The 26748-nt window shown below is 36.3% G+C and carries 25 protein-coding genes; 9 read left to right on the top strand and 16 right to left on the bottom strand.

The features are described 5' to 3' along the window. Window positions 1–24 precede the first annotated feature (24 nt). Window positions 25–750, bottom strand: a complete 726-nt coding sequence (locus tag FLUTA_RS10605) for a hypothetical protein (protein ID WP_013686876.1) — start codon at window positions 748–750, stop codon at window positions 25–27. Beyond that, complete coding sequence (locus tag FLUTA_RS10600) at window positions 751–1290, bottom strand: 1,2-dihydroxy-3-keto-5-methylthiopentene dioxygenase (protein ID WP_013686875.1); 540 nt, start codon at window positions 1288–1290, stop codon at window positions 751–753. It abuts the gene before it with no gap. Between the two features lie 242 nt (window positions 1291–1532). Between FLUTA_RS10600 and FLUTA_RS10595 the strand changes: the two genes are divergently transcribed. The 3 genes from FLUTA_RS10595 to FLUTA_RS10585 all read left to right on the top strand — a co-directional run bounded on the left by FLUTA_RS10595 (window position 1533) and on the right by FLUTA_RS10585 (window position 4403). Further along, on the top strand, window positions 1533–2552 hold the full coding sequence (locus tag FLUTA_RS10595; protein WP_245545443.1) for a BamA/TamA family outer membrane protein: 1020 nt from the start codon (window positions 1533–1535) through the stop codon (window positions 2550–2552). 99 nt (window positions 2553–2651) lie between these two features. Beyond that, entirely contained in the window at window positions 2652–3533 is an 882-nt protein-coding gene (locus FLUTA_RS10590; RefSeq protein WP_013686873.1) for an OmpA family protein, read from the top strand. A gap of 111 nt (window positions 3534–3644) precedes the next feature. Then, a complete protein-coding gene (locus tag FLUTA_RS10585) occupies window positions 3645–4403 on the top strand; it encodes a PA3715 family protein (RefSeq protein ID WP_013686872.1) in 759 nt (252 codons plus the stop codon). A 106-nt stretch (window positions 4404–4509) separates the two neighbouring features. On the opposite strand, the gene FLUTA_RS10580 is transcribed toward FLUTA_RS10585, so the two are convergent. Then, entirely contained in the window at window positions 4510–5640 is a 1131-nt protein-coding gene (locus FLUTA_RS10580; protein WP_013686871.1) for a pirin family protein, read from the bottom strand. A 541-nt stretch (window positions 5641–6181) separates the two neighbouring features. Between FLUTA_RS10580 and FLUTA_RS10575 the strand changes: the two genes are divergently transcribed. From FLUTA_RS10575 to FLUTA_RS10565, 3 genes are read left to right on the top strand one after another with little or no spacing between them, the layout of a single operon-like run. Beyond that, window positions 6182–6385, top strand: a complete 204-nt coding sequence (locus FLUTA_RS10575; protein WP_148235427.1) for a hypothetical protein — start codon at window positions 6182–6184, stop codon at window positions 6383–6385. Continuing rightward, entirely contained in the window at window positions 6385–7242 is an 858-nt protein-coding gene (locus FLUTA_RS10570) for a hypothetical protein (protein WP_013686868.1), read from the top strand. The genes FLUTA_RS10575 and FLUTA_RS10570 overlap by 1 nt, the downstream gene beginning before the upstream one ends. A gap of 28 nt (window positions 7243–7270) precedes the next feature. Then, entirely contained in the window at window positions 7271–7609 is a 339-nt protein-coding gene (locus FLUTA_RS10565) for an avidin-fold protein (RefSeq protein ID WP_013686867.1), read from the top strand. Window positions 7610–7743: 134 nt separating this feature from the next. On the opposite strand, the gene FLUTA_RS10560 is transcribed toward FLUTA_RS10565, so the two are convergent. From FLUTA_RS10560 to pyrF, 5 genes are all read right to left on the bottom strand, one after another. Continuing rightward, the gene (locus FLUTA_RS10560; RefSeq protein ID WP_013686866.1) at window positions 7744–8040 is read right to left on the bottom strand and encodes a hypothetical protein; all 297 of its coding nucleotides are present in this window, start codon (window positions 8038–8040) and stop codon (window positions 7744–7746) included. Between the two features lie 23 nt (window positions 8041–8063). Then, a complete protein-coding gene (locus tag FLUTA_RS10555) occupies window positions 8064–9251 on the bottom strand; it encodes a YCF48-related protein (protein WP_013686865.1) in 1188 nt (395 codons plus the stop codon). 73 nt (window positions 9252–9324) lie between these two features. Continuing rightward, window positions 9325–9936, bottom strand: a complete 612-nt coding sequence (gene mtnB / locus FLUTA_RS10550) for a methylthioribulose 1-phosphate dehydratase (protein WP_013686864.1) — start codon at window positions 9934–9936, stop codon at window positions 9325–9327. A gap of 1 nt (window position 9937) precedes the next feature. Further along, the gene (locus FLUTA_RS10545) at window positions 9938–10831 is read right to left on the bottom strand and encodes a sterol desaturase family protein (protein ID WP_013686863.1); all 894 of its coding nucleotides are present in this window, start codon (window positions 10829–10831) and stop codon (window positions 9938–9940) included. A 12-nt stretch (window positions 10832–10843) separates the two neighbouring features. Next, entirely contained in the window at window positions 10844–11662 is an 819-nt protein-coding gene (gene pyrF / locus FLUTA_RS10540) for an orotidine-5'-phosphate decarboxylase (protein WP_013686862.1), read from the bottom strand. Between the two features lie 147 nt (window positions 11663–11809). Here pyrF and FLUTA_RS10535 point away from each other — a divergent pair, with 147 nt between their 5' ends. Both FLUTA_RS10535 and FLUTA_RS10530 read left to right on the top strand, forming a co-directional pair. Continuing rightward, window positions 11810–12457, top strand: a complete 648-nt coding sequence (locus FLUTA_RS10535) for a hypothetical protein (RefSeq protein ID WP_013686861.1) — start codon at window positions 11810–11812, stop codon at window positions 12455–12457. A 2-nt stretch (window positions 12458–12459) separates the two neighbouring features. Next, a complete protein-coding gene (locus FLUTA_RS10530; protein WP_013686860.1) occupies window positions 12460–13116 on the top strand; it encodes a hypothetical protein in 657 nt (218 codons plus the stop codon). On the opposite strand, the gene FLUTA_RS10525 is transcribed toward FLUTA_RS10530, so the two are convergent. The 8 genes from FLUTA_RS10525 to FLUTA_RS20790 all read right to left on the bottom strand — a co-directional run bounded on the left by FLUTA_RS10525 (window position 13109) and on the right by FLUTA_RS20790 (window position 25416). Then, window positions 13109–13885 carry a DUF4249 domain-containing protein gene (locus FLUTA_RS10525; protein ID WP_013686859.1) on the bottom strand — a complete coding sequence of 259 codons (777 nt, stop codon included), beginning with the start codon at window positions 13883–13885 and terminating at the stop codon, window positions 13109–13111. The genes FLUTA_RS10530 and FLUTA_RS10525 overlap by 8 nt on opposite strands. 148 nt (window positions 13886–14033) lie before the next feature. Beyond that, window positions 14034–16355, bottom strand: coding sequence for a TonB-dependent receptor (locus FLUTA_RS10520; RefSeq protein WP_013686858.1), 2322 nt, complete (start codon window positions 16353–16355; stop codon window positions 14034–14036). A gap of 185 nt (window positions 16356–16540) precedes the next feature. Beyond that, on the bottom strand, window positions 16541–17620 hold the full coding sequence (gene prfA, locus FLUTA_RS10515; RefSeq protein ID WP_013686857.1) for a peptide chain release factor 1: 1080 nt from the start codon (window positions 17618–17620) through the stop codon (window positions 16541–16543). A gap of 133 nt (window positions 17621–17753) precedes the next feature. After that, window positions 17754–18926, bottom strand: a complete 1173-nt coding sequence (locus tag FLUTA_RS10510; protein ID WP_013686856.1) for an AIR synthase related protein — start codon at window positions 18924–18926, stop codon at window positions 17754–17756. Between the two features lie 118 nt (window positions 18927–19044). Beyond that, complete coding sequence (locus FLUTA_RS10505) at window positions 19045–21222, bottom strand: OmpA family protein (protein ID WP_013686855.1); 2178 nt, start codon at window positions 21220–21222, stop codon at window positions 19045–19047. Between the two features lie 161 nt (window positions 21223–21383). Then, window positions 21384–22412 carry an RluA family pseudouridine synthase gene (locus tag FLUTA_RS10500; protein ID WP_013686854.1) on the bottom strand — a complete coding sequence of 343 codons (1029 nt, stop codon included), beginning with the start codon at window positions 22410–22412 and terminating at the stop codon, window positions 21384–21386. Window positions 22413–22415: 3 nt separating this feature from the next. Further along, the gene (locus tag FLUTA_RS10495) at window positions 22416–24611 is read right to left on the bottom strand and encodes a T9SS type A sorting domain-containing protein (RefSeq protein ID WP_013686853.1); all 2196 of its coding nucleotides are present in this window, start codon (window positions 24609–24611) and stop codon (window positions 22416–22418) included. Between the two features lie 16 nt (window positions 24612–24627). Continuing rightward, complete coding sequence (locus tag FLUTA_RS20790) at window positions 24628–25416, bottom strand: PASTA domain-containing protein (RefSeq protein ID WP_013686852.1); 789 nt, start codon at window positions 25414–25416, stop codon at window positions 24628–24630. Between the two features lie 148 nt (window positions 25417–25564). Here FLUTA_RS20790 and FLUTA_RS10485 point away from each other — a divergent pair, with 148 nt between their 5' ends. Beyond that, window positions 25565–26530, top strand: coding sequence for a D-alanine--D-alanine ligase (locus FLUTA_RS10485; protein ID WP_013686851.1), 966 nt, complete (start codon window positions 25565–25567; stop codon window positions 26528–26530). The last annotated feature ends 218 nt before the right edge of the window (window positions 26531–26748 follow it).

Below are 26748 nucleotides of genomic sequence, written 5' to 3'. Positions count from 1 at the left end.
GAAGCGAACTATTTGTTGAACGAATTATTCCTCCTCTTCGTGATATGCCTCAATGGGAAGTGGCACAGATTTGAATCTTACATCTATATAAGACCAAATGAAGTTACAAATAAACATCCACAGCAAACAAACGTATCCGAATGTCTTAAAATCACTTACTAAGCTGTCAATAATAATCGCCACAATGGATCCCCAGAAATAGGCATTGAATTTAAATTTTGTGTTTTTAATCATTGGCAAAAAAATATTCCAATCTTTCATTTCATGAACATTTAATTTTTTCAAATCTCTTCTAAAACCAAGAAATTCGAAAACTAAAATGATTCCTGATACTAAAATAACATTCGACCATTGTCCATCCCATTTTTCCAGGAATTGTGAAAAATCATTCACTTTTAAAGCTTTATAGAAAAAAGAACCGGCAATAGCTCCTGTAATAATCAATGATATGGCAAGAGCAAAGGTAAACAAGAACAAATTGAAGACAAAAACGAATATTTGCCAAATAATCACCAATGGTTGAGATAAATCTTCATGCTTAAGCGTTCCCTTTATGGAGGCAATCACTGTGTTCTTGTAGGTTAATTCACACAAAGAGAAATAGTGATTTAGGAATAAGCTAAAGAATGAAACATTCAAGAATAAAATTGTTTGACCGATATCCCAAGACCAAAAAAAATAACCAATCAAAGTGATAACAATCCATATCCCATTGATAAAAAGTGAGTAATACTCTCTGAGTAAACTCATTTATCTTTCTACTCGAAATTCAGCAAATCGTCCTTCTAATCCTGAGCCTGTATAATCTGGGATCCAACCACTCATATCAATGAAAATGCGAATTGCTTTCACAAACGGATTTGTTTCTCCTGCATCAAACCAATGTTTTGTGCCTTCGGGAACGGAAATCAAATCTCCTTTTTCACAAAGTAGATTGAAAACTGGTTCATTTTCTAAATTGAACCAAAACAATCCTTCTCCATCCACAAAAAATCGAATTTCATCTTCAGAATGTGTGTGTTCTGCTAAGAATTTATTACGAATAGCTTCGTAATTTTCGGTCAATTTATTGATTGTAATTACGTCCGCCGTTTGATAACCACCTGAATTCATAAATGGAGTCAAACTAGATTCATAAGCTTTTAGAATTTCTTCTTGATTGGCGCTATCTTCAAATACAACATCTGCTTGCCATTGATCAAAAAAGATTCCGCGGGTGTTCAAAAAATGTCTAATTTCGCTTACGTCGTGAATCGTTTTGTTCAGATCTGGAATAGATAATATCGCCATTGTAACATGTTGGATTTGTCAATACTAAAAACGGCAACCCCGCTGTGATACAAATTTAAGATACTTTTTTCAAACGAACTCATTCTTAATAGATGTTCTATCAAATTACTAGATTAATTTTTTCTCGTCGCAGAATTCTTTCTATTCTAGTTTTTCTTTTTTCACTAAGCGCTCTTCCCGTAGTTGGTCAAAAAAAGGAGTCGTTTCCAGTTCGTTATTTCAAGCGTATCTTTTTTGATACGATGCCCAAAAACAAAGCTCAATTCTTGGCATATCCGACAGTAGCATATTCTCCAGAGACAAGCTTGGAATTGGGAATCAGTGCATTATATGTGCGCTACGCAAAAGGAGATACGAACAATCGATTGAGTGAAATAAACGGATTTGCTTTTTATACCTTGCAAAATCAATTTGGTGGAATTATTGAACACGCCATTTATTCGGATAAAAACAACTGGTTCTTTTTGGGAAAACTAAAGTTCCAAAGTTTTCCATTGACTTTTTACGGAATTGGCGCAAATGCTCCAAATGTCAAACTTTCAAAAGTAGAAGCGCTTCAATTTCAACTTAAAGAACGTTTACTGCATAAACTCTATGGAAATTTTTATGGGGGAATCGAATTTGATCTGCATCATCTGGGCAAAGTTCGTTTCAATGATTACGATACAAACAACAGCTATGAAAAACCCTTGGGACATCAAGGATCTACCAACTTAGGAATAGGTGCTGGTGTTTTATATGACAACCGACATAATGTACTCAATGTGCGTCATGGATTTTTCTCTGAACTAGCTTTTCTGTACTACGGACCCCAATTTGGTAGTAAATACGAATTCTCAACGATTTATTCAGACATTCGATGGTTTCACCCTATTAGAAAACGGAATGTACTTGCTCTTCATGCAGTAGGGCAATTCAGCATGGGAAATCCGCCTTTTAATCAATTAGCACTTTTGGGAGGAGAAAGCATCATGCGCGGATATTACTTAGGTCGTTTTCGAGATCGAAATTTAATCGCCGCTCAGGCAGAATACCGCATGCTTCCTTTCAGTTTTGCCAAGAGATGGGGAGCAACTTTCTTCGCAAGTACTGGTTTCGTTTATAACACTTTTTCATCCGTCGAATCCAATCATTTGTTAATCGCTGGAGGAGCTGGATTACGATTTTTACTATTTCGCAAGAAAGATGTTTGGGTGCGTTTAGATGTGGCTTTCACCAAAGAAGGTCAAGGATTTTACATCTTTATTGGAGAAGCTTTTTAGAGCTTATTGCTTAGAAACTCTTAAAAAACACTAATAATTCGAGATTTTTTTTCAGATTTCCTTTTCTTTAGCAGATCGAAATAATTAAAACAACGAGTTATGAATGTATTCAATAAATCCATGCTGATGGGAATTTTTTCCATCGGAATTATGGCAGTTTCTTCTTGCAAACCAATTTACACCTGTGGCGAACCTATTCCAGAGAAAAAGAAAGGTGGAAAACGACTTCAGGCGGTTGTAGCAGAGCGTGATTCATTATGTACGACTCTCGCTGACCAAAAATCGGCAAATGAACAGCTTACTGCTGTCAATAAGCAACTAACGGATGATAAGAAGAATCTTCAAATCAAACTTTCTGGACAAGAAAACCTCACTGAAAGTCAGCTGGCACAGTTGAGTCAAAAAGACAAAGATCTCCAAAATAAAGATCAAGATTTACAGGAAAAAGAACGTATGCTTCGTGAAATGCAAGCGATTATTGCTCGCCAAGATGAACTGACAAAAAAACTGAATCAAACTTTACGCGATGCATTGGTTGGATTTAACTCAGACGAGCTTACGATGGAAATTCGCGATGGAAAAGTATATGTCTCTATGTCAGATAAATTGCTATTCAAATCAGGATCTACAGGTGTTGAACCAAAAGGAGTTGAAGCATTGAAAGTTCTTGCAGATGTATTGAACAAAAATCCAGATATTCAAATTTTGGTAGAAGGACACACGGATAATGTTCCGATTAAAACCGCCGTATTCAAAGACAACTGGGATTTAAGTGTTGCCCGAGCAACTTCAATTACACGTATGTTGAATGAAAAATATGCCGTTGCAGCAACACGTATGACAGCTTCTGGTCGTGGTGAATACTTCCCGAAAGCTTCCAACGATACAACAGAAGGAAAAGCAAAAAACCGAAGAACGGAAATCATTCTTTCTCCGAAATTGGATGAGATTATGAATTTATTGAATGGTTCTGGGAAATAAAAAGACTTCAGACAATAGACAGAAGACTCAAGACGAAATTTACCTAAAGGGTAATGGTCTTAAGTCTTCCGTCTCTGCTGAAAACACTACTTTTAAAGTGAAATCTTTCCTATGAAAAACGCATTGCTAATCTTTTCTTTTTTGATTCTCGGATTCAAAGGCTATTCCAATTATGCTGTATTGTTTGAGAACCAAGCTTCCTTTCAAACGATTTCAAATGATTCATTGAAATTGAAGGTTTTAAAACAACTTGGGATAAAAGAAAGCCAATTGAGAAATGAATTATTTACAGCAAAAGTTCTTCCACATGCGAAAACGCAAACCGTAATGGTGATTCCCAAATTGATTTCTGAAGATGAGGGAATGTTCGATGTGGATGCAATTGTTCTAGTTGTCAATAATCAAACGGGAAAGATTATTCAGAAATTCAAATCTGAAAACTCCTTGTTTAGCGATGCTGTATACATTTCGAGCATTACGATTGATACTGCACCATATATGCTTACAAAAGAAATTCGCGCGTTTGGAATCCGAGTAAATTATGTTGGCAGCAGTAGACCAAATCCTTATAATGAAGAGCATCTTTCTTTGTATGTACAAGAGAAAAATTCATTACGTAGAGTTTTAACGGCCGAGCTCGTTGAACGTTTTAATGGAGAATGGGACACGAATTGCGCTGGAGAATTTCACTCTAAAAAATCAATACTTTCATTTGAAACGGAAACAACAAATGGCTATTTCAACCTTGTGATTAAAGAACATACTACAACTACCATCAACGAAAAAGTAAATGGCGAGTGCGAAGAAAAAATTACGGAAAAACGCGACAAGAAAATCGTTTTCTATTACAATGGGAAATCTTACAACTAGACTCAAGACTTTAGACAAAAGACTCGAGACAAAAAAACAAAGACTGAATGTTTAGTCTTATGTCTCTAGTCTTTCAGCGCAGCGATCTTTCGTCTTTTAAGTCTTCCTACGATTTCTCTTCCAAAGTTCCATCTGCATGTAATGCAAAGCGCGATTTTTCTCTTCCGTGAACCTGATCATAGCGCTCCCAGGGCCAACCACCGAATTGCGTAGCATGGTAATCATCAAAAGCTTGTTTTATTTCCTCTTTTGTATTCATCACAAACGGTCCGTACTGCATCACTTGCTCATCAATCGGTTTTCCTTGCAATAAGAACAAACTTACTGGCGTATCATGAGAAACCAAAACAGTTTCCAAAGATGGATCCGTGAAAAATCCGGAATAGGATTCAAATGTTTGCTCGTTAATCGTTAATTGATCTCCTTCGTAGAAAAACAAACTTCGATTCACCAAAGCAAGTGATTTTGGCAAAGTAATCGTTGAATTAGGTTCCATTTTGACATTCACAATCAACACCTCATTTTCTTTTGGAAAAGCCCATGAATCGGGTGGCGGAGTTCCTGCCTTATTTTCTCCCCAAGTTCCTGCAATTAATTCGACCAATACTTTATCGGAGTCAAACTTCAGGTTCGGAATACTTTCTCGCCACAACATTTTAAAATGTGGTTCTACCATTTTATCTTTTTTCGGAAGATTGAGCCAAACCTGAAACAATTCCAAAGGATTCTCTTCCGATTGCGACATCAACGGGAACATTTCTGAATGCTGCACTCCTTTTCCAGCTGTCATCCATTGCACATCGCCATTTCCATAACGACCCGCTGCACCTAAAGAATCAGCGTGATCGACCAAGCCTTTTCGAACGACCGTAATCGTTTCAAATCCACGATGCGGATGCCCAGGAAAACCAGGGACCTTCTTTCCGTGATACATGCGAAAACCATCTTTGATAATGAAATCATCGCCCATGTGCCGACCTTTGAAATAGTCCGAATCGGGCCCCATTTGTTCATTTCCTTTTGGAAACTGGTCTTCGTGATGGACACAAAACAAGAACGGATCTTGTGTTTCCCATTGAAAACCTAAGGGGAACGAACGTTTTATCGGATTCATATTCTTTTCTATTGTTGATTCAGATTCTCCCTTTCCACTTGCCAACCAAGGCAACGCGAATACTGACGCAGAAGCAGCTGAGAGCCGTTGAACAAAATTTCTACGTGTTACTTCTTTACTCATGGAATAATTTATTTACCATGGTACTAATTTACGAGAAAGTAGTTGAAAATAGATACATTTGATTGAATAAAAATGTAATCACTTGCGTCCCTCATCTAACAAAGATTCAAAAATATTTCAAAACCTATATCTTCCTTATCTTGTTTTGCTTTCTTCTCTTTTCATTCATAGCCAAATTATTCTTACCCGATTTAAATTTGATGAAACAAGCGTTCAATTGGCACCTTATCGTTTCAAAACAATCATATATGGTTATGAATCAAACATAATACTCTTTTTTATAGTTTTCACACTTCTAATTCAGGGAATTTCCTTCATTAAAAAATCTTTCTTTATTGAGTTTATCCTAGCCTTTTTGGCATCTATTTGGTTGGGATTAACTAGCTTTCTAATTTATTTTTATACGGATTATTTAGTTATAGGATTCTATTTCTGCATACTTGCATCAGGATATATCGTATTTTTAAATCTGAGAACGAGATTTTATTTAGATTAAATTATTACAACACAACCCAAAGAAATGAGTTGGAATTACAGAATAATGAAACGGAAAGTTTCAGATTCAGAATTTGAATATGGAATTCATGAAGTTTACTACAAAGAAAATGGCGAAATTGAAGGGTATACACAAAATTCAATCGTTTCAACAGTTCATAGTCCGGAAGGATTGAAATATGAACTTGAGAGTATGATGAAAGCTTTCGATTTAAAGATAGTAGACTACACAGAAAAATCCACCAATTAATGCTTCGTGAAAAACTGGTTGCTATTGCTCTAACTACTCTAGTTTTTTGCTCAACTGTCTTTGCTCAGGGCGAAGAAGAGAAGCTGCTTTCATTCTGTCAAAATTTTGACTCTTTTGAACTAGAAAACGGCCTCAATTGCTTAAAACCAAATTCCACTAAGAGAATTACCTATCATTGGGATTCTAAATTAGAACGTGAGCTGGTTAAAGGTTTCTTTGAACAAATCATTGAATTTAACATAGAAAGAAATCAGGAATGGAATACCGGAAAGCCTACTATTAGGAAGTATGAAATTAGCTTACTGAAAAAGAAAGACGGGAAAATAGCCTATTATAAAATTATTCGGTTCGAAGAAATGGAGGACGATGAATCAGTGGAATGCACACGAACTATTTCTCAAATATTCCTGAAAGAAGAATCCAATAATGAGTTGAAAGTCCTGAAAGCGAGTTTTCAAAAAACCTATCATACCCCATTAGATTTTAATGCATTATTTGAGGCAGGTATTGTTTACGGAACTCATTGCGGTTTCGGTGGATCTGAACCCGAGTACCGACAAAAAATGAATGAATTAGTGCGGTCTAAAAACAAAGATGGATTGATTAATTGGCTGAAATCTCCAGTTGCCGAAATTCAATTATATGCAATTGATGGTATCCTGACATTAAAGGAATCAGGGATAAAATTTAACCGATGTATTTTTAAAATGATTGACGCTGTTTCGAAGAAAAAAGGTTTCGCTCATTCTTGCGGTGGCTGTGAATATTCGAACGAATCTATCAGCTCATTGATTGAATCCATAAAAAAACACCACACTTCCCAAATTAAATCGATCAATCAAGTAGAAAACGAATAGAAGAATTACTGATTTCAAATGCTTAATAATGAACTACCACACTAAAAAATTTCGACCAGTTAACAACACTGAAAATGGAGAAACTTCAGAAGAAACTCTTTTCCACTATCAACAGGAAGGAAACATTTTAACTTGCTCTTATTCCGGCGGACAGATTGTTAGCGGACAACTCATTGGTTTGGTAGATGCTTACGGAAAAATCGATATGCGCTATCATCAAGTAAACAACAAAGGCGAGTTGATGACTGGAATTTGTCAATCTACCCCAGAAATTTTGAGCGACGGAAGAATCCGCCTGCACGAAACTTGGCAATGGACTTCGGGAGACTGTTCGAAAGGTAACTCGGTATTGGAGGAAGTGAATTAGATTAAAAAAAGATATCTTTGATACTATCAAATGATAGTATCATTCATGAATCCTCCTTACGAGATAACGCAACAGATTCTAATTCTAGTCAGTTCCATTTCCTGAAAATTGAGTCAAATAACCATTCCTGTAAATCACCTCTTTATTCTATAATATTTTAGAATCATCAGAGATAAAAGAACAGCATTCAATAAAAAAAGACCAAATACAACAGCTCTTCCTCTTTCATAAAGAGCGATTTGGTTTTCAGGAACAACTCCTTCATCAAGTGGAAATCCATACAAAAAACCGAAAATGAATGACCAAACGATACTGCAAATAGAAACCAAATAGAATAAATCTGAATTTTTTCTTAGCTTAAAATAAAAGGTCAACAAATTCAATCCCATCAACAAAAAACTAACACTTAAAATAAGAATGTCATACTTCATAATTTGAAAATGGATTAAATGCTTTACTCCTTCACCAATTTACGAATTACCGTTGAAGATTCTGATTTAATCACAGCCATATAAATTCCATCGGGAAAAGAAGTCAAATCGATTTGATTTCCTACTTCTATAAACGCTAAGCGTTCTCCGTTCACAGATAAAATTTCTATGGAAAAATCAGAATTCGCCTCGGAAGAAACATAGAAAACTCCATGACTCGGATTCGGACTAATCTGAATCATCAAATCAGCATCAGATTCCTCCATTCCTACAGTATTAGAAGCAAAACGAAGAATTGTTCCATTCAATCCGCAAGTAAAAGCCAAATTACTAGTTGGTATACAAACACCTAATTGACGGGAAGAAGTGGACGTTTCTAACGTCCAAGAAGTTCCTTGAGACGTTGTTTTATAAATAGAACTTGTATTTCCAGTGATACTTCCTCCAACTGCGTAACCAAGGGAATAATCCATGAAGCCAAGCGCATTCAAATACATATTGGGATAATTCGTAGAACTCCAAGTTTGTCCGCCATTCAATGTTCGTAGAATGACCGATTCATTAGAGCCAACAATTCCGCCAGTAGCAACTCCCACATTATCATCGATAAAATAGACACTTCTCAATGAATGCGTATTATTTCCACTTGTAAGAAAATTCCAAGCTTGGCCGCCATTATTCGTTTTTAGGATCGTTCCACCATCTCCAACAGCAAAACCCACAAATTCTGAAACGAAATACACTTTATTCAAATGAAATGAGGTACCTGAATTCACCGTTGTCCAAGCATTTCCGCCATTTATCGACGCCAAAACAATACCATTTGCCCCTGAAATGTATACCCGCGAACCATTTGCGAAAACACCTAATAAATCATTATTTGTATTGGAACTAACCGCTGTCCAACTTCCTCCAGCATTCGTTGTTTTAAGAATTGTACCTAATTTTCCGATGGCAATAAAAGTTGTTGCATCAATAAAAGTGACATCTGTTAAATCAACCGAGGTACCCGAACTGGAAGCTGACCAAGTCAATCCCGCATTTGAGGTTTTACGGATCACTCCAGAATTACCAACAACAATCCCCATTGATTGATTCGAGAAACTTATTGCGTTTAGTTGCGTAGAAACACCGCTGTTTAGAGGCAAGAACGTTTGTGTAAAGGAATTCATTGAAAGGCAACTTGCCAAGAAGATCAAAACTAATTTCACGGATGTTTTTTTAAGGGTGTTTTAATTGAATGCTCAATTAACAACGGAAGCAAGTCGTTTTTGGTTGGAAATTTCAAACAGATTTTTCAGAAAATTTCCAATCTACTTCAAATAAATATTCAGCTGTTTCCAGGTGTCTTTTTGCTTCAAACAAGTTTTTTCCCCACGCATAGGTTCCATGTTGGCGCATAATGAAAGCTGGAACAGTTAAACGAACTTTATCCTCCTCTAGCACATTAGCAAAAGCGGGCATATCTTGTGTATTATCGAAAATTGGAACTTGAACAGTTGTTTCATGCGTTTTGATCCCTTCAAATCCTTTCAATACTTCGTAACCACTTAATTCAACTGAAGTTTGGTTTTTCATGGATTGTAAAACAGAATACACCGAATGACTGTGAACAATACACATCATTTCAGGAAATAACTGATACAATTTACAATGGATGAGCGTTTCTGCAGATGGACGAATTCCCTCATAAGCCGCTAATGCATTTCCTTGCATATCGACTTCCATAAAATCATTTTCAGAAAAAAGTGATTTATCAATTCCCGATTTTGAAACAACGATAACGTTTGAATTAGTTGGAAGTCTGAACGAGTAATTCGTTGATGTTGCTGGAGACCATCCTTTTTGATGATACCCTCGAATTACTTGAGCCAATTGGCTTTTCAAATCTTCCATTTTAATTATTTTGCTCGTGTTTGATCTGTTTTCGCAATTGAGTAGAAGTCATTGTACTTCCATCATGACTCCATCCTGGAGGTTTAGTAATATACAACCATTTATTCTTAAGCCCTTTTGTTTTACGAACATCTTTGTAAATCGCACCCCATTCATGAAAAATCACATTGGCTGGATTTTGACTAATCTGCTTTTCATACAACCCATATTGAATTGGAAGACCTTCAATTTCTGCTTGGAAAGTTCCAAATAATTTATCCCAAACGATGAGAATCATTCCCATGTTTTTATCCAAATACTCTACATTGGAAGCGTGATGAACGCGGTGATGAGAAGGCGTTACTAAGAACGTCTCTAAAAATCCTAATTTGTATACAGCTTTCGTGTGAACCAATATTCCATAAGTCTGTGTAATCGAGTACATAATGAAAATATCAAAAGGTTTAAATCCTAAAAAAACAAGGGGGATAAACCAAATAAAACGATAAACTGGTTGAAAAACGGAAGAGCGAAAACCGGTTGTTAGGTTGTAATTTTCAGAAGAATGATGGGTAACGTGAATCGCCCAGAAAAAGCGCACAATATGATCAATTCGATGAATCCAATAGAAAATAAAATCTTCGGCAAAGAATAGTAAAGCCCAATAATACCAAGAAGTTGTATCCCAAGAAACAAATCTATAGTCGAAAAATGACAACAAAACAAAAAGGGTAATTCCACGCATTAATACGTCGACACCCATATTTGCAAGCATCAAATAAACATTTTGGACGGTATCTCCAACGGTATACAACTTTCTATTATGCCAATTACTGAGAATGATTTCTCCCAAAATCAGTAATGCATAAATGGGTGTGCTAATGAAAATGATGAGTTTTTCTACATAATCAACCATAAGCCGACTTTCTTAAAAATGTTTCTCCTTCAAAATTAGTTCCATTTCTTGTTGAAGTTTTTTAGCCTCTTCTCTGCCCTTTTCGGCAAAATCCGTACCATTAGATGCATAAATAATCGATCTGGAGGCATTCACTAGTAATCCGCAATCGTTATTCCACCCGTATTTCGCAACATCTTCCAAACTCCCACCCTGTGCTCCAACTCCAGGAACGAGGAAAAAGTGATTTGGAACAATCTTACGAACTTCAGCAATTCCTTCAGCACGCGTTGCGCCAACAACATACATCAAATTCTCTTCAGAACCCCATTTGGAACTCTTTTTCAGTACTTTTTTATACAATTCTTCTCCATTCGAATCTGTTGTGAATTGAAAATCTAAAGCACCTTTATTCGACGTTAAGGCTAGTAAAATGACCCATTTATTTTTAAACTCTTGAAATGGTGTCACAGAATCTTCTCCCATATAAGGAGCAACAGTTACTGCGTCGCAGTTTAAATATTCAAAGAATGTTTTGGCGTAATAAGTTGACGTATTTCCAATATCTCCTCGTTTCGCATCAGCAATTGTCAAACAGTGAGAAGGGATATAATCGATTGTTTTTTTCAAAGACTCCCATCCTTTTGGACCTAAAGCTTCATAAAACGCAACGTTGGGTTTATAAGCAACACACAAATCTTTCGTTGCATCAATGATTGCTTTGTTAAATTCGAAAATTGGATCTTCTAATTTCAACAAATGAGCAGGAATTTTATCCATGTCAGTATCTAATCCTACGCATAAGAATGATTTCTTTTCGCGAATTTGCTGAATTAATCCCTGTCTTGTCATCCACTTAATTTAAGAGCGTAAAGATACAAAGTATCCCTAAATAATTTCGTGTTTTGAATGAGCTAAAAACAACGTTTAAAAGTTTCGTATCACACAAATCGTTTTGGAAAGGTCAAAAAGAATACTTTTGCATCAAATTCCACCTTCATGAGGCTCATTCTATCTTTACTCCTGGTTGTTTTATACAACTCTTTTTCGGTTCACTCACAGTTTTCTGTAGGTGGGTTTGGAGGATATCAATTGAATTCTCGCGCAATTGTAGGTGTTTTTACGGAATATTCACTGGATGAAAATTGGCCTGGATCAATTCGTACTAGTTACTATTACACTTTTCCTTATTCGAAACTTGGAGATGAAACACCCGCTTTAAAATATGCAGGAACAGATACGGAAGTTTCTGATTACTATACACAAGCAAGAACGAAAGAAACGTTCAAACACAATTCCATTTCTATTGAATACAAGCAATACGCAGGAGATGCTGATGCATCAACTGGTGGATTTTACGGGAGATTCATCATTGGATTAACATTTTCAAAAGTTACACGAGAATGGTCTCCCATGGAAATTTCATTTTACAAAATGAAATACGATCTATTTACAATTACTCAACTTTCACTCAATCTTGGGGCTGCCATGGGGTATGAATTTCAACTAAGTGATCGATTTTTCATATATGGAGATATTTTAGGAATACTTCCATTCATTAAACTTCAAGCAAATAGCAAAGAATACGATGGTTTTCCAGAATTCTCTTTGGGACTTCAATTAGGAGTAAGGTATCAATTATTTTAATTATGAAAAAAACACTTCAACTTATCTGTATCATATTTCTGAGTACACAAACAATACATGCACAACTATTTGTTGGTGCAAAAGGTGGATACAATCGTTACTTTGAGCCAGGAATGAATGGGGGAAATATCGCTCTTTTTACAGAAGTTCCATTGGGAGAATATTACAATTCGTCCGTTAGAGCCAGTATATTTTACGATTTCCCCATGAAATACGAGGATGTTGGGACAATCTATGCCTATCCAGATTCCTATTTATTTGATGACCACGTACCCGTTTACTCCAAATATCAAAATGCGGGAATAAGTGTCGAATACATGCATTACTTTTCAGAAGATGCATTTGAAAGCACTCTTTATGCTGGGGGTAAAGTTGGCTTTTCCTATTCAACAATTAAAAGAACAATAGGCGATTTCAATACTAGTGATTACTACTTAAACGACTATGTTAAAGACAATAAACAATTTTCAGTTTATTTAGGAGTCTGTTTGGGATATCAATTTGCGTTAAGCCATAATAGCTTTCTTTTCATAGAATTCAACACTGGATTCCCTTTTTTACAACTAAACGGAAGTGATGCTGGATCGTCCTCTATTAGTGGGTATCCGATTATTATGGTTGCTGGAAATATAGGATTTAAACAATCTATCTTTAATTAACAACGATTGTTCTCGAATGGAAAGTTCGTGCAGAAAAATAACCCAAACAACCTCCAGTCATATTGGAAATAGGGTTTGCTGGAGTTGCTGAACTCGACGAATTTACTGATAACTGATTAAAGTAACTGTAAACCGGTTTATCAATACAAAACAAATCGACACGAACAATATCATTCACTTCCAAATCGGATACAAAAAGTGGTTGAAGAATTAAATTGCCATCCGTAAATTGATCATCTTGAATGTAGATACCCTTGTCTTTTTCACCATTTCTATAAATATGAAACTGGTAAAAATTAGTAACTCCAGCCTCATCGTAATGTGAAGGAACCAATGAAATCAATGTATCTGCACCAAAAGGATAATACTCTACGAATAAACTATCCAAAGGCATGTAATTGGGCATCGTACTACTGCCAGAATACGTTTCCCCATCAACCGACACTGTTAATGTATAAGTTCTTCCTTCAACACCTGGATAAGACGTTAATTCGTACCAACCATTGCCTACGGAAGTAAATGAAGCTGCATTCCCCAAATTATCGACAACACTCACCGTTGCATCATCGACAGCAGGAGGCGAAGTACTCTCATCAAAATTTTGTGTTTTAGTCACTCGAACTCGCTGAATCGTATCTCCGCGAAGAATTGTCCCTTCAACAACCACTTTTTGGTCCGTATCATTCAAATCAATATCAATGACTTTTTGACATCCTGAAAATACAAGAATAAAAGTAAAAGAAACTAGGGCTGTAAGTATGAATTTCATCTTTGTGCATTTAATTTATTTAATCCACTTTTGTGGGTGCTTTCTATTCATTTTAACTTTCGCAATCCACGGAAGTGGATTCATATCGAAAACAGTGCTTTTATGACCGCGCTAACGCTTGTCTTTTATCACCAGCCATTGCTGGCTCTTATTTGAATTTGAAGTTATAAGTGATCGCAGGGATAATACGGAATAACGTTGTTTGAACAGCTTCTGTTTTGGAAGGGTCATCCACATTCTCTCTAAAGGTTATTGAATAAGCATTCTCTCGAGCATACGCATTGTAAATGGAGATATTTAAACTGCTTTCAAACTTCTTGGTGTTTTTTAGTAAGCAAGTGACCCCTAAATCCAATCGGTGGTAATTTGGCATACGGTATCCATTTCTCTGAGTATAAATAAAATAGGTTTGTCCATCAATTTGGTATTTCCCTGAAGGAAAAGTAACTGCATTTCCAGTATAAAAAACAAACAATGCAGAAACAGACCATTTGGGTGTAATCTCATAAATACCAACCACTGATAAATCATGTGTTCTATCTTGTTTTGCTACATACCAATTTCCATCATTAATTCCATTTATTTTACGTTCAGTTCGAGAAAGCGTATATCCAATCCAGCCTGTGAATTTTCCTGATTTCTTCTTCAACATGATTTCCAAACCATAAGCTCTTCCTATTCCAGAAAGCAACTCTCCTTCCAAGCGCTCATTAGCTTGTTCATTCGCACCATTTTTAAAGTCCAACTGATTTTGAAGCGACTTGTAGTAAACTTCCGTGCTCAATTCTAACTTATTATCCAAGAAATTTTTGAACCATCCCAATGCTACTTGATCTGAAATTTCTGGTTTAATATTCAAGCTAGAAGAAAGCCAAACATCCGTTGGAGAACCCGAAGTGGAATTAGAAACCTGATGAATATTTTGTGTATTTCGAGCATACGCTGCTTTAATCGATTGACCTTTCAAGTACTGCCAGCTCAACGAAAGTCGCGGCTCAACATTGAAATAGGATTTCAACAATTTGTTCTTCGTATAATCTGTTGTTGTTGCAACTGTTCCATCTGGATTGTACGTATACATGTCATCACCATTTGCCAAGGCAATCAAATTAGAGCCTCTCAATCCGTAACTCATCGTCAAATTTTCAGTGATTGTGTAATCATTAGAGATATAGACTGCATTCTCAATAGAATTCGTTGGCTGAATTCGTTTCACATTGATTCCTGAACCCTCATTTGCATCAATCTGACCTGGAGTAATTCCGTGATTGATTACATTCAAACCAATTTTGACCTTGTTTCGATTATTTGGAAACCATTGGAATTCTTGTTTCACATTAAAATCTTGAATTTGAGACGTAATATCAAATTTCACATCACCCCCAGAAATAGAGATTTTATAATCATATTTACTATAGATAAAAGAAGTATTTGAAAACCATTTTTGATTGATAATATGATTCCATCGTAAGGTCCCAGTTGCATTTCCCCAATTGATTCCAAACACATCTCCTAAACCCAATTTATCTCTTCCAAAATAACCAGAAACAAACAAACGGTCTTTCTTTCCAAGTCTGTAATTTAACTTTGCATTCAAATCATAGAAGAACAGTTTATTGTCTTTAAATTTATCCGACAACTTCAAAAATAAATCCGCATAAGTTCTTCTTCCAGAAATCAAAAACGACGCTTTATCTTTTACGATTGGTCCTTCAATCATCAATTTAGAAGATATTAATCCTATTCCACCACCAACGTTGAAACGTTTCTGATTTCCATCATTCATTTTAATATCCAGCACAGAAGACAATCGGCCACCATAATTAGACGGTTGATTTCCTTTGTAAAGCATTGCATCTTTAATCGCATCTGAATTGAAGGTGGAGAAAAATCCCAATAAATGACTTGCATTGTAAACTGGAGCTTCATCCAAAAGAATTAAATTTTGATCGGCTCCGCCACCACGAACATAAAATCCAGAACTTCCTTCACCAGCATTTTTAACTCCAGGAATTAACTGCATCGTTTTGATAATATCCTTTTCCCCAAAAATTACTGGGATTTTAGAAATCTCTTTGGGATCAATTCTTTCAACTCCCATCAACGGATCTCTTACATTTCCATCTGGGCGATCTTTTGAAATAACAACTTCATCCAACTCCTTCTCATCTGCATCTGTTTTCAACTGAAAGTCCAGAGTTTGCGATGTCGTTAAATCGATTTCCTTTTCAATTAACAAGAAGCCTACAGAAGAGATTTGAATGGTATACTTACCAACAGGCAAAGTCAAAGAGTAAAATCCGTATTCATTCGTAACAGCACCCAATCGTTGGTCTTTCACACGAATTGTTGCCCCAATAACTTCTTCTCCTTTTGTAAAATCCTTCACTGTCCCGCTCAAAGTAGCGTTCGTTTGTCCAAATGAAATGGTGGTAATTAGAAGAATGAAAATTTGTAATCCTAATCTCATATTATTTAGTTGTGGTGTAAAATTCGTGTTTATATTCTCGCCTTAATACAAAAAAATGGTGAATGGTTTTCATTATTCGGCCAAAGGTACTAACCTAAACGAAAAAAACTCCCAAAAATTTGAGAGTTTCCTATTTCTTTTGAATTATTTCAAATCTATAACAGTCCAAGCTACAAAAAGTTCACTTAGTTCAATTCGCCTTTCATCTTCTCAGCATTTTCAGCCATCTTCAGTGCATCAATCATTTCTTGAACGTCTCCATTCATAAAAGCACTTAAATTGTAAATCGTTTTATTGATTCGGTGATCAGTAATTCGACCTTGGGGATAATTGTACGTTCTAATTTTTGCAGATCGGTCTCCAGTAGATACCAATGTTTTACGATGAGCGGCACGTTCTTGATGAACGCGATCCAACTCTGCTTGGTATAAGCGGGAACGCAATACAGAAATAGCTTGCGCCAAGTTTTTGTGCTGCGAACGACCATCTTGACATTCAACAACTGTTCCTGTTGGAATGTGTGTCAATCGAATTGCAGATTCTGTTTTGTTAATGTGCTGTCCACCTGCACCAGAAGCCCGAAAAGTATCCTTACGCACATCATTCATGTCTAGTTCAAAATCCACTTCTTCAGCTTCAGGTAAAACCGCCACAGTAATTGCTGATGTATGAACACGGCCTTGAGATTCGGTTTCAGGAACGCGTTGCACACGGTGAACTCCCGATTCGAACTTTAACATTCCATAAATTCCCGCACCGGAAATACTCATAGACACCTCTTTATAACCTTTCGCAGAACCTTCTGAAGAGTTTACAATTTCGTAAGCCCACCCCATTTCTTTGAAATACATGGTATACATTCTATAGATATCCTCCACGAAAATACAAGCCTCATCTCCACCAGTTCCAGCCCGTAGCTCGATAATTGCATTTTTATCATCTTCTGGATCCTTTGGAATCAAGAGCACTTTTATCTCTTCTTCAATGATTGGTCTTTGCTGCTCTAGTTCATTGATCTCCATTTTTGCCATTTCTCGCATTTCAGGATCTGTTTCAACCTCAAGCATTTCTTTCGAACTTTTGAGATTGTCTAGTACATTTTTATAGGACTTATATGCTGCATCTACCTCTTCTAAATCTCGATATTCCTTATTCAATTTCACATAACGCTCCATATCAGAAATAATTTCTGGGTCAGTAATCATCTTACCAACTTCGATGAAACGAAAGTGAATTGCTTCTAGTTTACTTAATAATTCTTGCATCTATTTTTCTAATCTTTTAATTCTCCATATCTATTCGAAACAGAAGATATTCAGCTTTTCGTAGTCTTTTTCTTTGCGGATAATACACGAAATCATACCGCTAAGAAGCAAAGAATGCAAAAGCGAATCCTTGTTATCCCTTGTAAATGAATTCTCCAACTTCTGAGCGCACTGTAACTTGCTTTCCAGTCATTGATTCAACGCGACCAATAATTTGAGCTTCAATGCCAAATGATTCACTGATTTCGATAATTCCTTGAGCGACTTCAGCTGGAACATAAATTTCCATACGGTGTCCCATATTGAAAACCTTATACATTTCCTCCCAATCGGTTCCAGACTCCTCTTGAATCATTTTGAACAAAGGTGGAATTGGAAATAGTTGGTCTTTTATTACATGAACATCATCCACAAAGTGGAGCACTTTTGTTTGCGCCCCTCCTGAACAATGAACCATTCCATGAATAGAAGCGCGGTATTTATCCAAAATGCTTTTAATAACTGGAGCATACGTTCTTGTTGGAGAAAGCACTAATTTTCCTGCATCAATAGAAACACCATCAATTTTGTCAGTCAAATTTTTAGATCCCGAATACACTAAATCAACTGGAACTGCAGCATCAAAACTTTCAGGATACTTAGCTGCCAATGTTTTATTGAAGACATCGTGACGAGCAGATGTTAGTCCATTCGACCCCATTCCTCCATTGTAAGAATCTTCGTAAGTTGCTTGACCGAAAGATGCTAATCCAACGATTACATCGCCTCCTTGAATGGTATGATTGGAAATTACTTCAGATCGTTTCATGCGGCAAACGACCGTTGAATCAACAATGATTGTTCGCACCAAATCCCCCACATCAGCTGTTTCGCCACCTGTAGAGAAAATTCCAATTCCCTGTTGACGCAATGTTTCCAATAATTCTTCGGTACCATTGATAATTGCAGCAATAACTTCGCCTGTGATCAAATTTTTATTTCTTCCGATTGTTGAAGAAAGTAAGATGTTTTCAGTTGCTCCAACACACAATAAATCATCGATATTCATGATCAATGCATCTTGTGCAATTCCTTTCCAAACAGAAACATCTCCTGTTTCTTTCCAGTACATGTAGGCCAATGAAGACTTTGTTCCTGCACCGTCTGCATGCATAACGATACAGTAATCTTCATCTCCTGTCAAGTAATCAGGTACGATTTTACAGAATGCTTTTGGAAACAAGCCTTTATCAACTTTTTTGATTGCATTGTGAACCTCTTCTTTTCCAGCGGAAACTCCTCTTAAATTGTATCGAATATCTGACATACTTAAATTTGAAAGGGCAAAGTTACGAAATTCCTTTGAGAGGATGGGATACAAAAAAAGCCCCAACAATAAATGTCGGGGCTTTTGTATCTTATTTCTTCAGCTAAGCGTCAATTAACTACTTTGCTTTGGGCAATGCTTTAAAGATTAAGAAGTCAGGATTAGCTGGAAGTGCATTTGTAGCATCGAATTCCAATGTAACCACTTTTCCTTCTGTACGTCTATTGAACTGTTGCAATTGATCAAACAATTTCTTGTTTGTTTTCTTGAACTGGTTCATATATGCTTCTTTCAGCACAATTACTTGCGCCCCAGGGATTGGATTTCCTTCTGCATCTTTCGGTTCAGACTCCAAGTATTTACCAGCTAACAAATAAACAGTTCTTGGCTCGCGCTCTCCTTTTCCAACTGGAATAATTCTGCGTGGGTCAACTCCTTTTTCTTCTACTAAGTACTTGTAACAAGCTTTAGCACGATTTTCAGAAAGAACTTGGTTATATACATCATTTCCACGAGGGTCAGTATGTGAACTCAACTCAAGAACTAACCCTGGATTTGCAATCAACAAGTCGTATACATAAATTAATGAATCCTTAGAATTAATTGTCGAATCAACTAACAAATCCCATTTTGCAAGAGGGTAACGAACCTCTGGAAGACGAATAGGTCTTGCTTTCGGGAATAATCCCATATCCAAAACAAAGTCTTGATTGTATTTCAATCCTTTTGTTGAGATTGAAGCACCATTTTTGTCTTCGTAGTATCCTTCTTTCGAGATTTGAATTTTATAATCAGAATCTTCTGCTATATAACGGTCTCCATTTGGTTTTTTATCCCAATAAACAGATCCGTCTTTTGCAGTTAAACCTTCCCATTTTTCATTTGCATTTGATCCGGTTACAATTACTTTTACCCCATCAATTTTTGTTTGACGTGTTTTATCTGTTAAATCAAACACGTTCACTTTCAAAGAGAAAATATTTGGAGGTAATTCATACATCCAGATATCTGGACTTGTTTGTACACCAACATTTCCTTTACGTTCAGAAGTGAAGTAACCTTTTCTGTCATTTACCTCAACCAATGCATAATCATTAAAGTCTGAGTTAATCGGGGAACCTAAATTTGTCGATTTTTCCCATTGGTTTTTATCTCCAACTTTTTCCGCACGATACAAATCCAAACCTCCCATTCCTGGAAGACCATTTGAAGAATAGATTAAATCTCCATTTTTTGCAAAACTTGGGAATAACTCATCTCCTGCGGTATTGATTTCAGGCCCCATATTAACTGGAGGAGTCCAAGTATCACCTTTTTTCTCATAAGTTGTGTACCACAAATCTTTACCTCCTTGTCCACCTGGCATATCAGAAGCAAAAATCAAGAACTTAGCATCATCCGTAACACATGGATGACCAACAGAAAGTGTATCACTTGGTTTCAAAGAAAGTTTTTTCGGACGTCCCCATCCTCTTCCCTCTAATTCAGACATGTAAATGTCACAACCTAAATTTCTCTTTTTAATATTAGGACAACGTGTAAAGAACATTGTTTTTCCACGACCATCAATACACAACGTACCCTCGCTATAATCCTCAGTATTGATACTATCTCCTTCAATTGGTTTAGGCTCTAGCCAGTTACCTTTTTTATCTAATTCAGCAACAAAGATATCCATGTAACGCCCTTCACATGTTAAAAGATCTTTTGCACTTTTAATACCTGGACGCTCACTAGATGTTCCAAAAGCAATTTTAGTTTCCTTTTTATCAACGAACATAGGGGCAATTTCGAACCCTTCTTTGTTCAATGCTTTCACATTGGATACTGTATGGCGTGTTCTGTTTTCTTTGAACTCTTCATACATTTTACAAGATTGAATTCCTATTTCAGCTCTTGGATCATCCGGAACCAAATTTTTATACGCAGTATAATTCTCAATAGCTTTTTTATTATCAGCCAATTGACGAAGCATATCTGCATTGTAAAGCAGTACTAATGGCTCTTTTTGCTGATATTTCAACAAAATAGCTCTTTCATACCACTCGTTAGCATTCTTAATATCATCCACAAATCTGTATGACTCTGCTGTTTTGAAAGCCATTTCGCCTTTCATGTTGAGACCAGATTTGGACTTACGATTGATTTTTGAGTAAGCTAGCGCACATTTTGCTGCAGCTTCACAATAATTCCCACTCCTAAACTGAGTATTTGCCTCTTTTAGTTGCTTTACAGGCCCACAAGAAACCACTGAAGCAATTAAAAGTCCAGATAAAATAAGCTTTTTAACATTCATAGCAAGGTGCAATCTTTTTATATATTAACACTGATAATCAAAGTTATACAATTATTACGGTATAGTTTCTCAATTATCATGATTGCCGAAATTAAATTAAAATTTTGAATACACACCATTTATTCGCCAAAAAAAACGTCAAATCGTGTTTTTGTGATAAATCATTCAGCAACGTATCTATCCCATTTTTGCAGTAAATCCTGAAAACCTAGCGGTAAATCAGTCTCAAATTGTTTCCATTCACCTGTTTTTGGATGTTGGAATCCTAATGATTTTGCATGCAAAGCTTGGCCTGGAATTAAATCGAAGCAATTGGAGATAAACTGTTTGTACTTATCATGCGTAGTACCTCTAACGATACGGTCTCCTCCATATTCCAAATCGTGAAAAAGTGGATAGCCTTTCCATTTTAAATGCGTTCGGATTTGATGTGTTCTTCCTGTTTCAAGTTTGCACTCTATCAAAGTTACCAACCCATATCTTTTAAGAACCTTTACGTGAGTTACTGCATGTTTCCCATAATCACCTTCTGGAAAAACGGTCATCACTTTTCTGTTATTGAGAGAGCGTCCCAAATTCCCTTCTATGCGCATATCTTCTTCCACATCTCCCCAAACAAGTGCTTGATACCTTCTTTCAGTCGTTCGGTCATAAAATTGCTTCGCCAAATTAGTCAAAGCATCTTCTGTTTTCGCCACAACCATTACACCTGTTGTGTGCTTGTCTAACCTATGAACCAAACCAGGTCTTCCAAAATAATCCAATTTCCGCTCAGGTAGATTATCAAAATGATAGACTAATGCATTTACCAAAGTTCCCGTATAATTTCCATAACCAGGATGAACGACCATGTTTGGTGGCTTATTGACCACAATCACCTCATCGTCTTCATAGACAATATCTATGGGAATATCTTGAGCAATTAATTCGAGTTCTCTAACTGGATACGGTAGAACAATCGTTACCTCATCTTTGGGTTTGATCTTGTAATTGGATTTCACCGAACTTCCATTCACAACTACACTTCCACTCTTGGCTGCAGATTGAATCTTATTCCGAGAAGTATTTGGCATTCGATCTAATAAATACTTATCAATTCGAACGGACTCTTGTCCTAAATCTGCCGTAAATCGGTAATGTTCAAAAAGTTCTTCTTCTTCTTGGTCAACATCTTGAACATCTTCATTCATCTTTTATCGAATAATTTTTTTGACTACTTGCGAATTCGTCAATTTAATAAAGTAAATACCACTAGGAGCATCGGTTAGGTCAAAACTCAGAGTTTCAGATGAAACATTCAAAATAATTCTACCTTGAGAATCAACTAAAGTGGCTCCAGGAAAATTTTCGGTTGATTTCCAATCGATATTTACCATTCCTGAAGTTGGGTTTGGATACACACTCCACTCAATTTCTTCTTTGAATTCATTTACGGACAAATCAAAATTGTCATTTGTTTGAAATAATGGACGAATTAAAGGAACGCCAGGATAACCTGTAGTGGCCCATGTTACCCCTCCATTCAACGAATAGAATGTTTTACTTTGTTGCGGGTTGTTTTTATCAAATCCAATATGTAAGGGATCTGCATCAACTTGTCTCGTTCCAACATAAAAAGCACCAGTTCCTAGCGGCAATCGTGTATCTTTCAATAAATAATCTGTAAAAACCCCTCTTCCTTCTTCATAAATAGGTGTTCTCGGAAAGAAAAATTGATCTTCGTACAAAACAGCTCCCGGCACACCATTATTATCTGCCCAAACGGTCAATAAAAACAGTTTATTTGACATGTCTTTTATCGTTGGGACAAAACACATCCTCACACCAAGCAAGGTATCAGCCTTATAAGGCTGAAACTTCACTGCAACTCTTCCTTGAACTTGATTGACACCATAACCAGCTTCCGCAGAACCATCATCATAAGCATAAACATTCTCAAACACCTGTTGTGTATAAGAAGAATCATTCATGGATAAATTTGGAAATGGAGCACCAGCGCTTCCAATAACATCAAAGGTTTTGATATCTGCTACTGGAGTTGTTGAAAAGGTGTAACCTCCTGTGAAATCATGAAAACTTTCATAAGTAGTTCGCGGTGCATAATTAATATTGTTTCCTGACAAGGTCTGACCAATTAAGGTAAATGAACCCTCCGTTGTTCCGTTGAAATCTACTTTCACCGTTCCATTCATATTGTTTTCAGAAATATTTGACCCATTTCGAACAACCACTTTTACATTTGGATTCATGTGAGTTGGATCACTTAACCAATGTTCCCAGGGAACCTGTGTATAAGCATCTATTAGTGAACCGACTTTATAAACAAAGGCATAATCTTTAAACAATGTATCTTGGTAACCACTACCACTTCTCAAATGCACATAATCTAGATGGAATTCATCCAGCATTCCAGAAAGTCCACCGTAATTTTTAAATCTGAATTTGAATCCATTTGTAAGGTAACTTGCATTTATTATCCGAAAATGAGCGATTTTAAAATTGTTTAAAGCGCCTCCATTTGTGTGCCAAACACGCTGCCATTTATCTGCTGCTTTGTTGTAAAACTCTAAAATTAGCGAGTCCTCCACTTCTGGAATATCTCCAAAACCTTGTTTTTGCACTAAAAAAGACATGTATATTGAATCATTTGGAACGTATGAAGACAAATCAATAACTTTAGAGGTCAAGTAATCTGCATAACCGGATTGAGTAGTTCCAATTGCATAAGGATAACCCGTTTCATCTAATCCATCAAACGATGCAACTCCAAGGGTCCAAGGATTTACAGCTGCTGTGTAGTTGTGATAAGTCGAGCCATCTACCCAGTACCTATTTAGATCCGTTTCATGAGAAAAGAATACCATAATTGAATCTTGCTTGGTATCCGGATTCGTCAACTGAATCGTATCGGGACTATTTGCAAAATCTAAGGAGTCATAGATATTGTATGGTGGATATAGTTGAATGGTCGAATAAATAACTGGATAATATTGAAAATTTGCCATTTTGATCGAAATCAACGGTAAATCAGCTTCGTTAGTTACATTATTTGTAGTAGTATATCGTTTTGTTGGAATTGTTGAAAATTTGATTGTATTTGCCAACGGAACATTTGCCTGATCTGTCAAATAGTAAAACTTTTGCTCTGTTACACCTACGTCCCCTGGCTGTGCATTTCTCAGCGAATATTTGGAATGAGAGAACTCATCTAGCAAAGGCAATGACAAGGTATCAAAAGAATAGATGACTGTACTGTCAATGGTTAGACCGCTTTTTGGCTTAAATCTAAGTGAATGTGCTCTTTTCATTGAACCAATTGGACCTAACACTTCTTGTCCAAAGGACGAAAAACACATTGCTAACGCAAAAACAAATAAAGGTAATCTCATCTGACACTTAAATTAACTACTTCTTATCAGCTGAAACTGTAATTGTTGACCCTGGTGAAACCATTACTCCTTCAATATATTCCGGACTTTGCGAATTGATAACAGCAGTAGTTGTATCGGCAGCATTTGCACATCCATTACAGACTCCAACGAAAAGATGAAGTGATATTCCACTTAAACGCGCTTTCGCTTCAGATATTGTTAAACCTGTCAAATCGATTGCTTCAACGGGCTGAGCTGTATCATTTTGTCCAACGACTAGAGTAATTACACTTCCAATTGGAACCTTCGTTCCCTCTTTGATTTCTTTGCCTTTATACAATTGTTTCAAAACTGCGCCATTCGACTCATTTGTCGCTACATAGGTTTTACGGTATTTCAATCCTCTGTTTTTCAAAACGCTTTCTGCGATTCGCTCTGATTTATCAATCAAACTTGGCATTTCAACTAGGCGTGATTTTTTGGAAACCTGAACCCGAATAATCCTGCCAGATTTCACGTAAACCATCGATTTTGAGGTTGGAAGTGGATCTTGCGAAACAATCGTTCCAGCAGGAACGTCTGGTTTATAAACAGAGTCTAAGACTTCTATTTTCAATTCCAATGCTTCAAGCTTAGCTTGCCCACTTTGAGAATTCAATCCTACGATGTTCGGCACATCAATCTTTTCACCATTATTGGTATATGAATCTAAGTACATTACTAGTATTCCAATTACTACAATATAAGTAAGCAAAATAAAAATGGAATGCTTTAAAAAATGTCTGCTCCAAACAAATGCTTTTAGCTTCTGAAAAAACTTCATAAATTGAACGTATGTTGCACAAATATAAAAAGAATGTTCCTGCAAGAATACAAAGAGGGACGAAGCTTTTAACAATCTATTCTGAAAACTTTTCTGTCTCATTAAAATCAAGCATAAAATATCCGCTAATTTTGTCCAAAATGACGATATGAAGCTAGTTGGTTTGTTTTGTGGTGGGTATTCTTCCGAATTTGAAATCTCTTTAAAAAGTGCTCAAACCATAATGGATAATTTCCCTCTTGGATATGAGGTTGTTCCTATTCATGTGGTTGAAGAAGGTTGGTTCGTTCCAATGAACACGGAAAAACTTCCGTTTTCTATTGAGAGTATGAGTTACTCTATCAATGGAAAAGAGCGAAAGATTGATATTGGCTTGATTTACATTCATGGAAATCCGGGTGAGAACGGGAAAATTCAAGCACTTTTAGACATAAAGGGGGTTCCTTATGTGAATTCAAATGCACTTGCTTCCGAATTGAGTTTTGACAAATGGTATTGCAATCAGTTTTTGGCACGTTTTGGAGTTCCTGTGGCAAAATCGCTTTTCTTAAATTCGCCTAAGAAATTTACGAACCAAGAAATTTTGGATCAATTGGGCTTACCTTGTTTTGTGAAGCCTTGCGATTCTGGTTCTAGTTTTGGAATTAGTAAAGTTTCCAAAGCGTCAGATTTACAAGTAGCTTTAGACAAAGCATTTGAAGAAGGAGACACAATTGTTATTGAATCTTTTTTAAAAGGAACAGAAGTTACTTGTGGGATTTATCGTTCAACTTCAGGATTGGTTACGCTTCCATTGACTGAAATCGTTACTGAAAATGATTTTTTCGATTACGAGGCAAAATACTTAGGTCAATCTCAAGAAATAACTCCAGCTCGCATTCCTGATTCAATCAAAGAATTGGTTTGGGAGCAGTCCAAACAAGTGTACAGTTTACTTCAATTAAAATCCATTGCTCGTATTGACTTTATGTTGGTTGATGATATTCCTTATGTCATTGAAGTAAACACAACTCCAGGTTTCTCTGCAGCAAGTTTAGTACCTCAAATGTTGGCAGAAGCTGGAATTTCAATCATTGATTTCTGGACAGAAATTTTTGAGGTGGAACTGAAATAAAAGAATTATTCTTTTTATTTTGAACCGCTAATGAACTGAGTAAGCAAAGAATTTTACAAAACCTTATAAAATGAAAAAGGGTACAATCCAAATAGTACCCTTTTCCAAACCTAAAACCCAATTTACCAAACCAATCAGAAAGATTTCTGATTTATACTTGACACCCTTTAGATACAAGACTTTTTAAAAGGTTGGAAAAAATAATTATTTTTTTAAAA

Origin of the sequence: Fluviicola taffensis DSM 16823 (assembly GCF_000194605.1) — a bacterium.
In the GTDB taxonomy this organism is placed as follows: domain Bacteria; phylum Bacteroidota; class Bacteroidia; order Flavobacteriales_D; family Crocinitomicaceae; genus Fluviicola; species Fluviicola taffensis.
The sequence above is the reverse complement of the archived record's forward strand: the minus strand, read 5'-3'. Positions and strand labels throughout refer to the sequence as shown.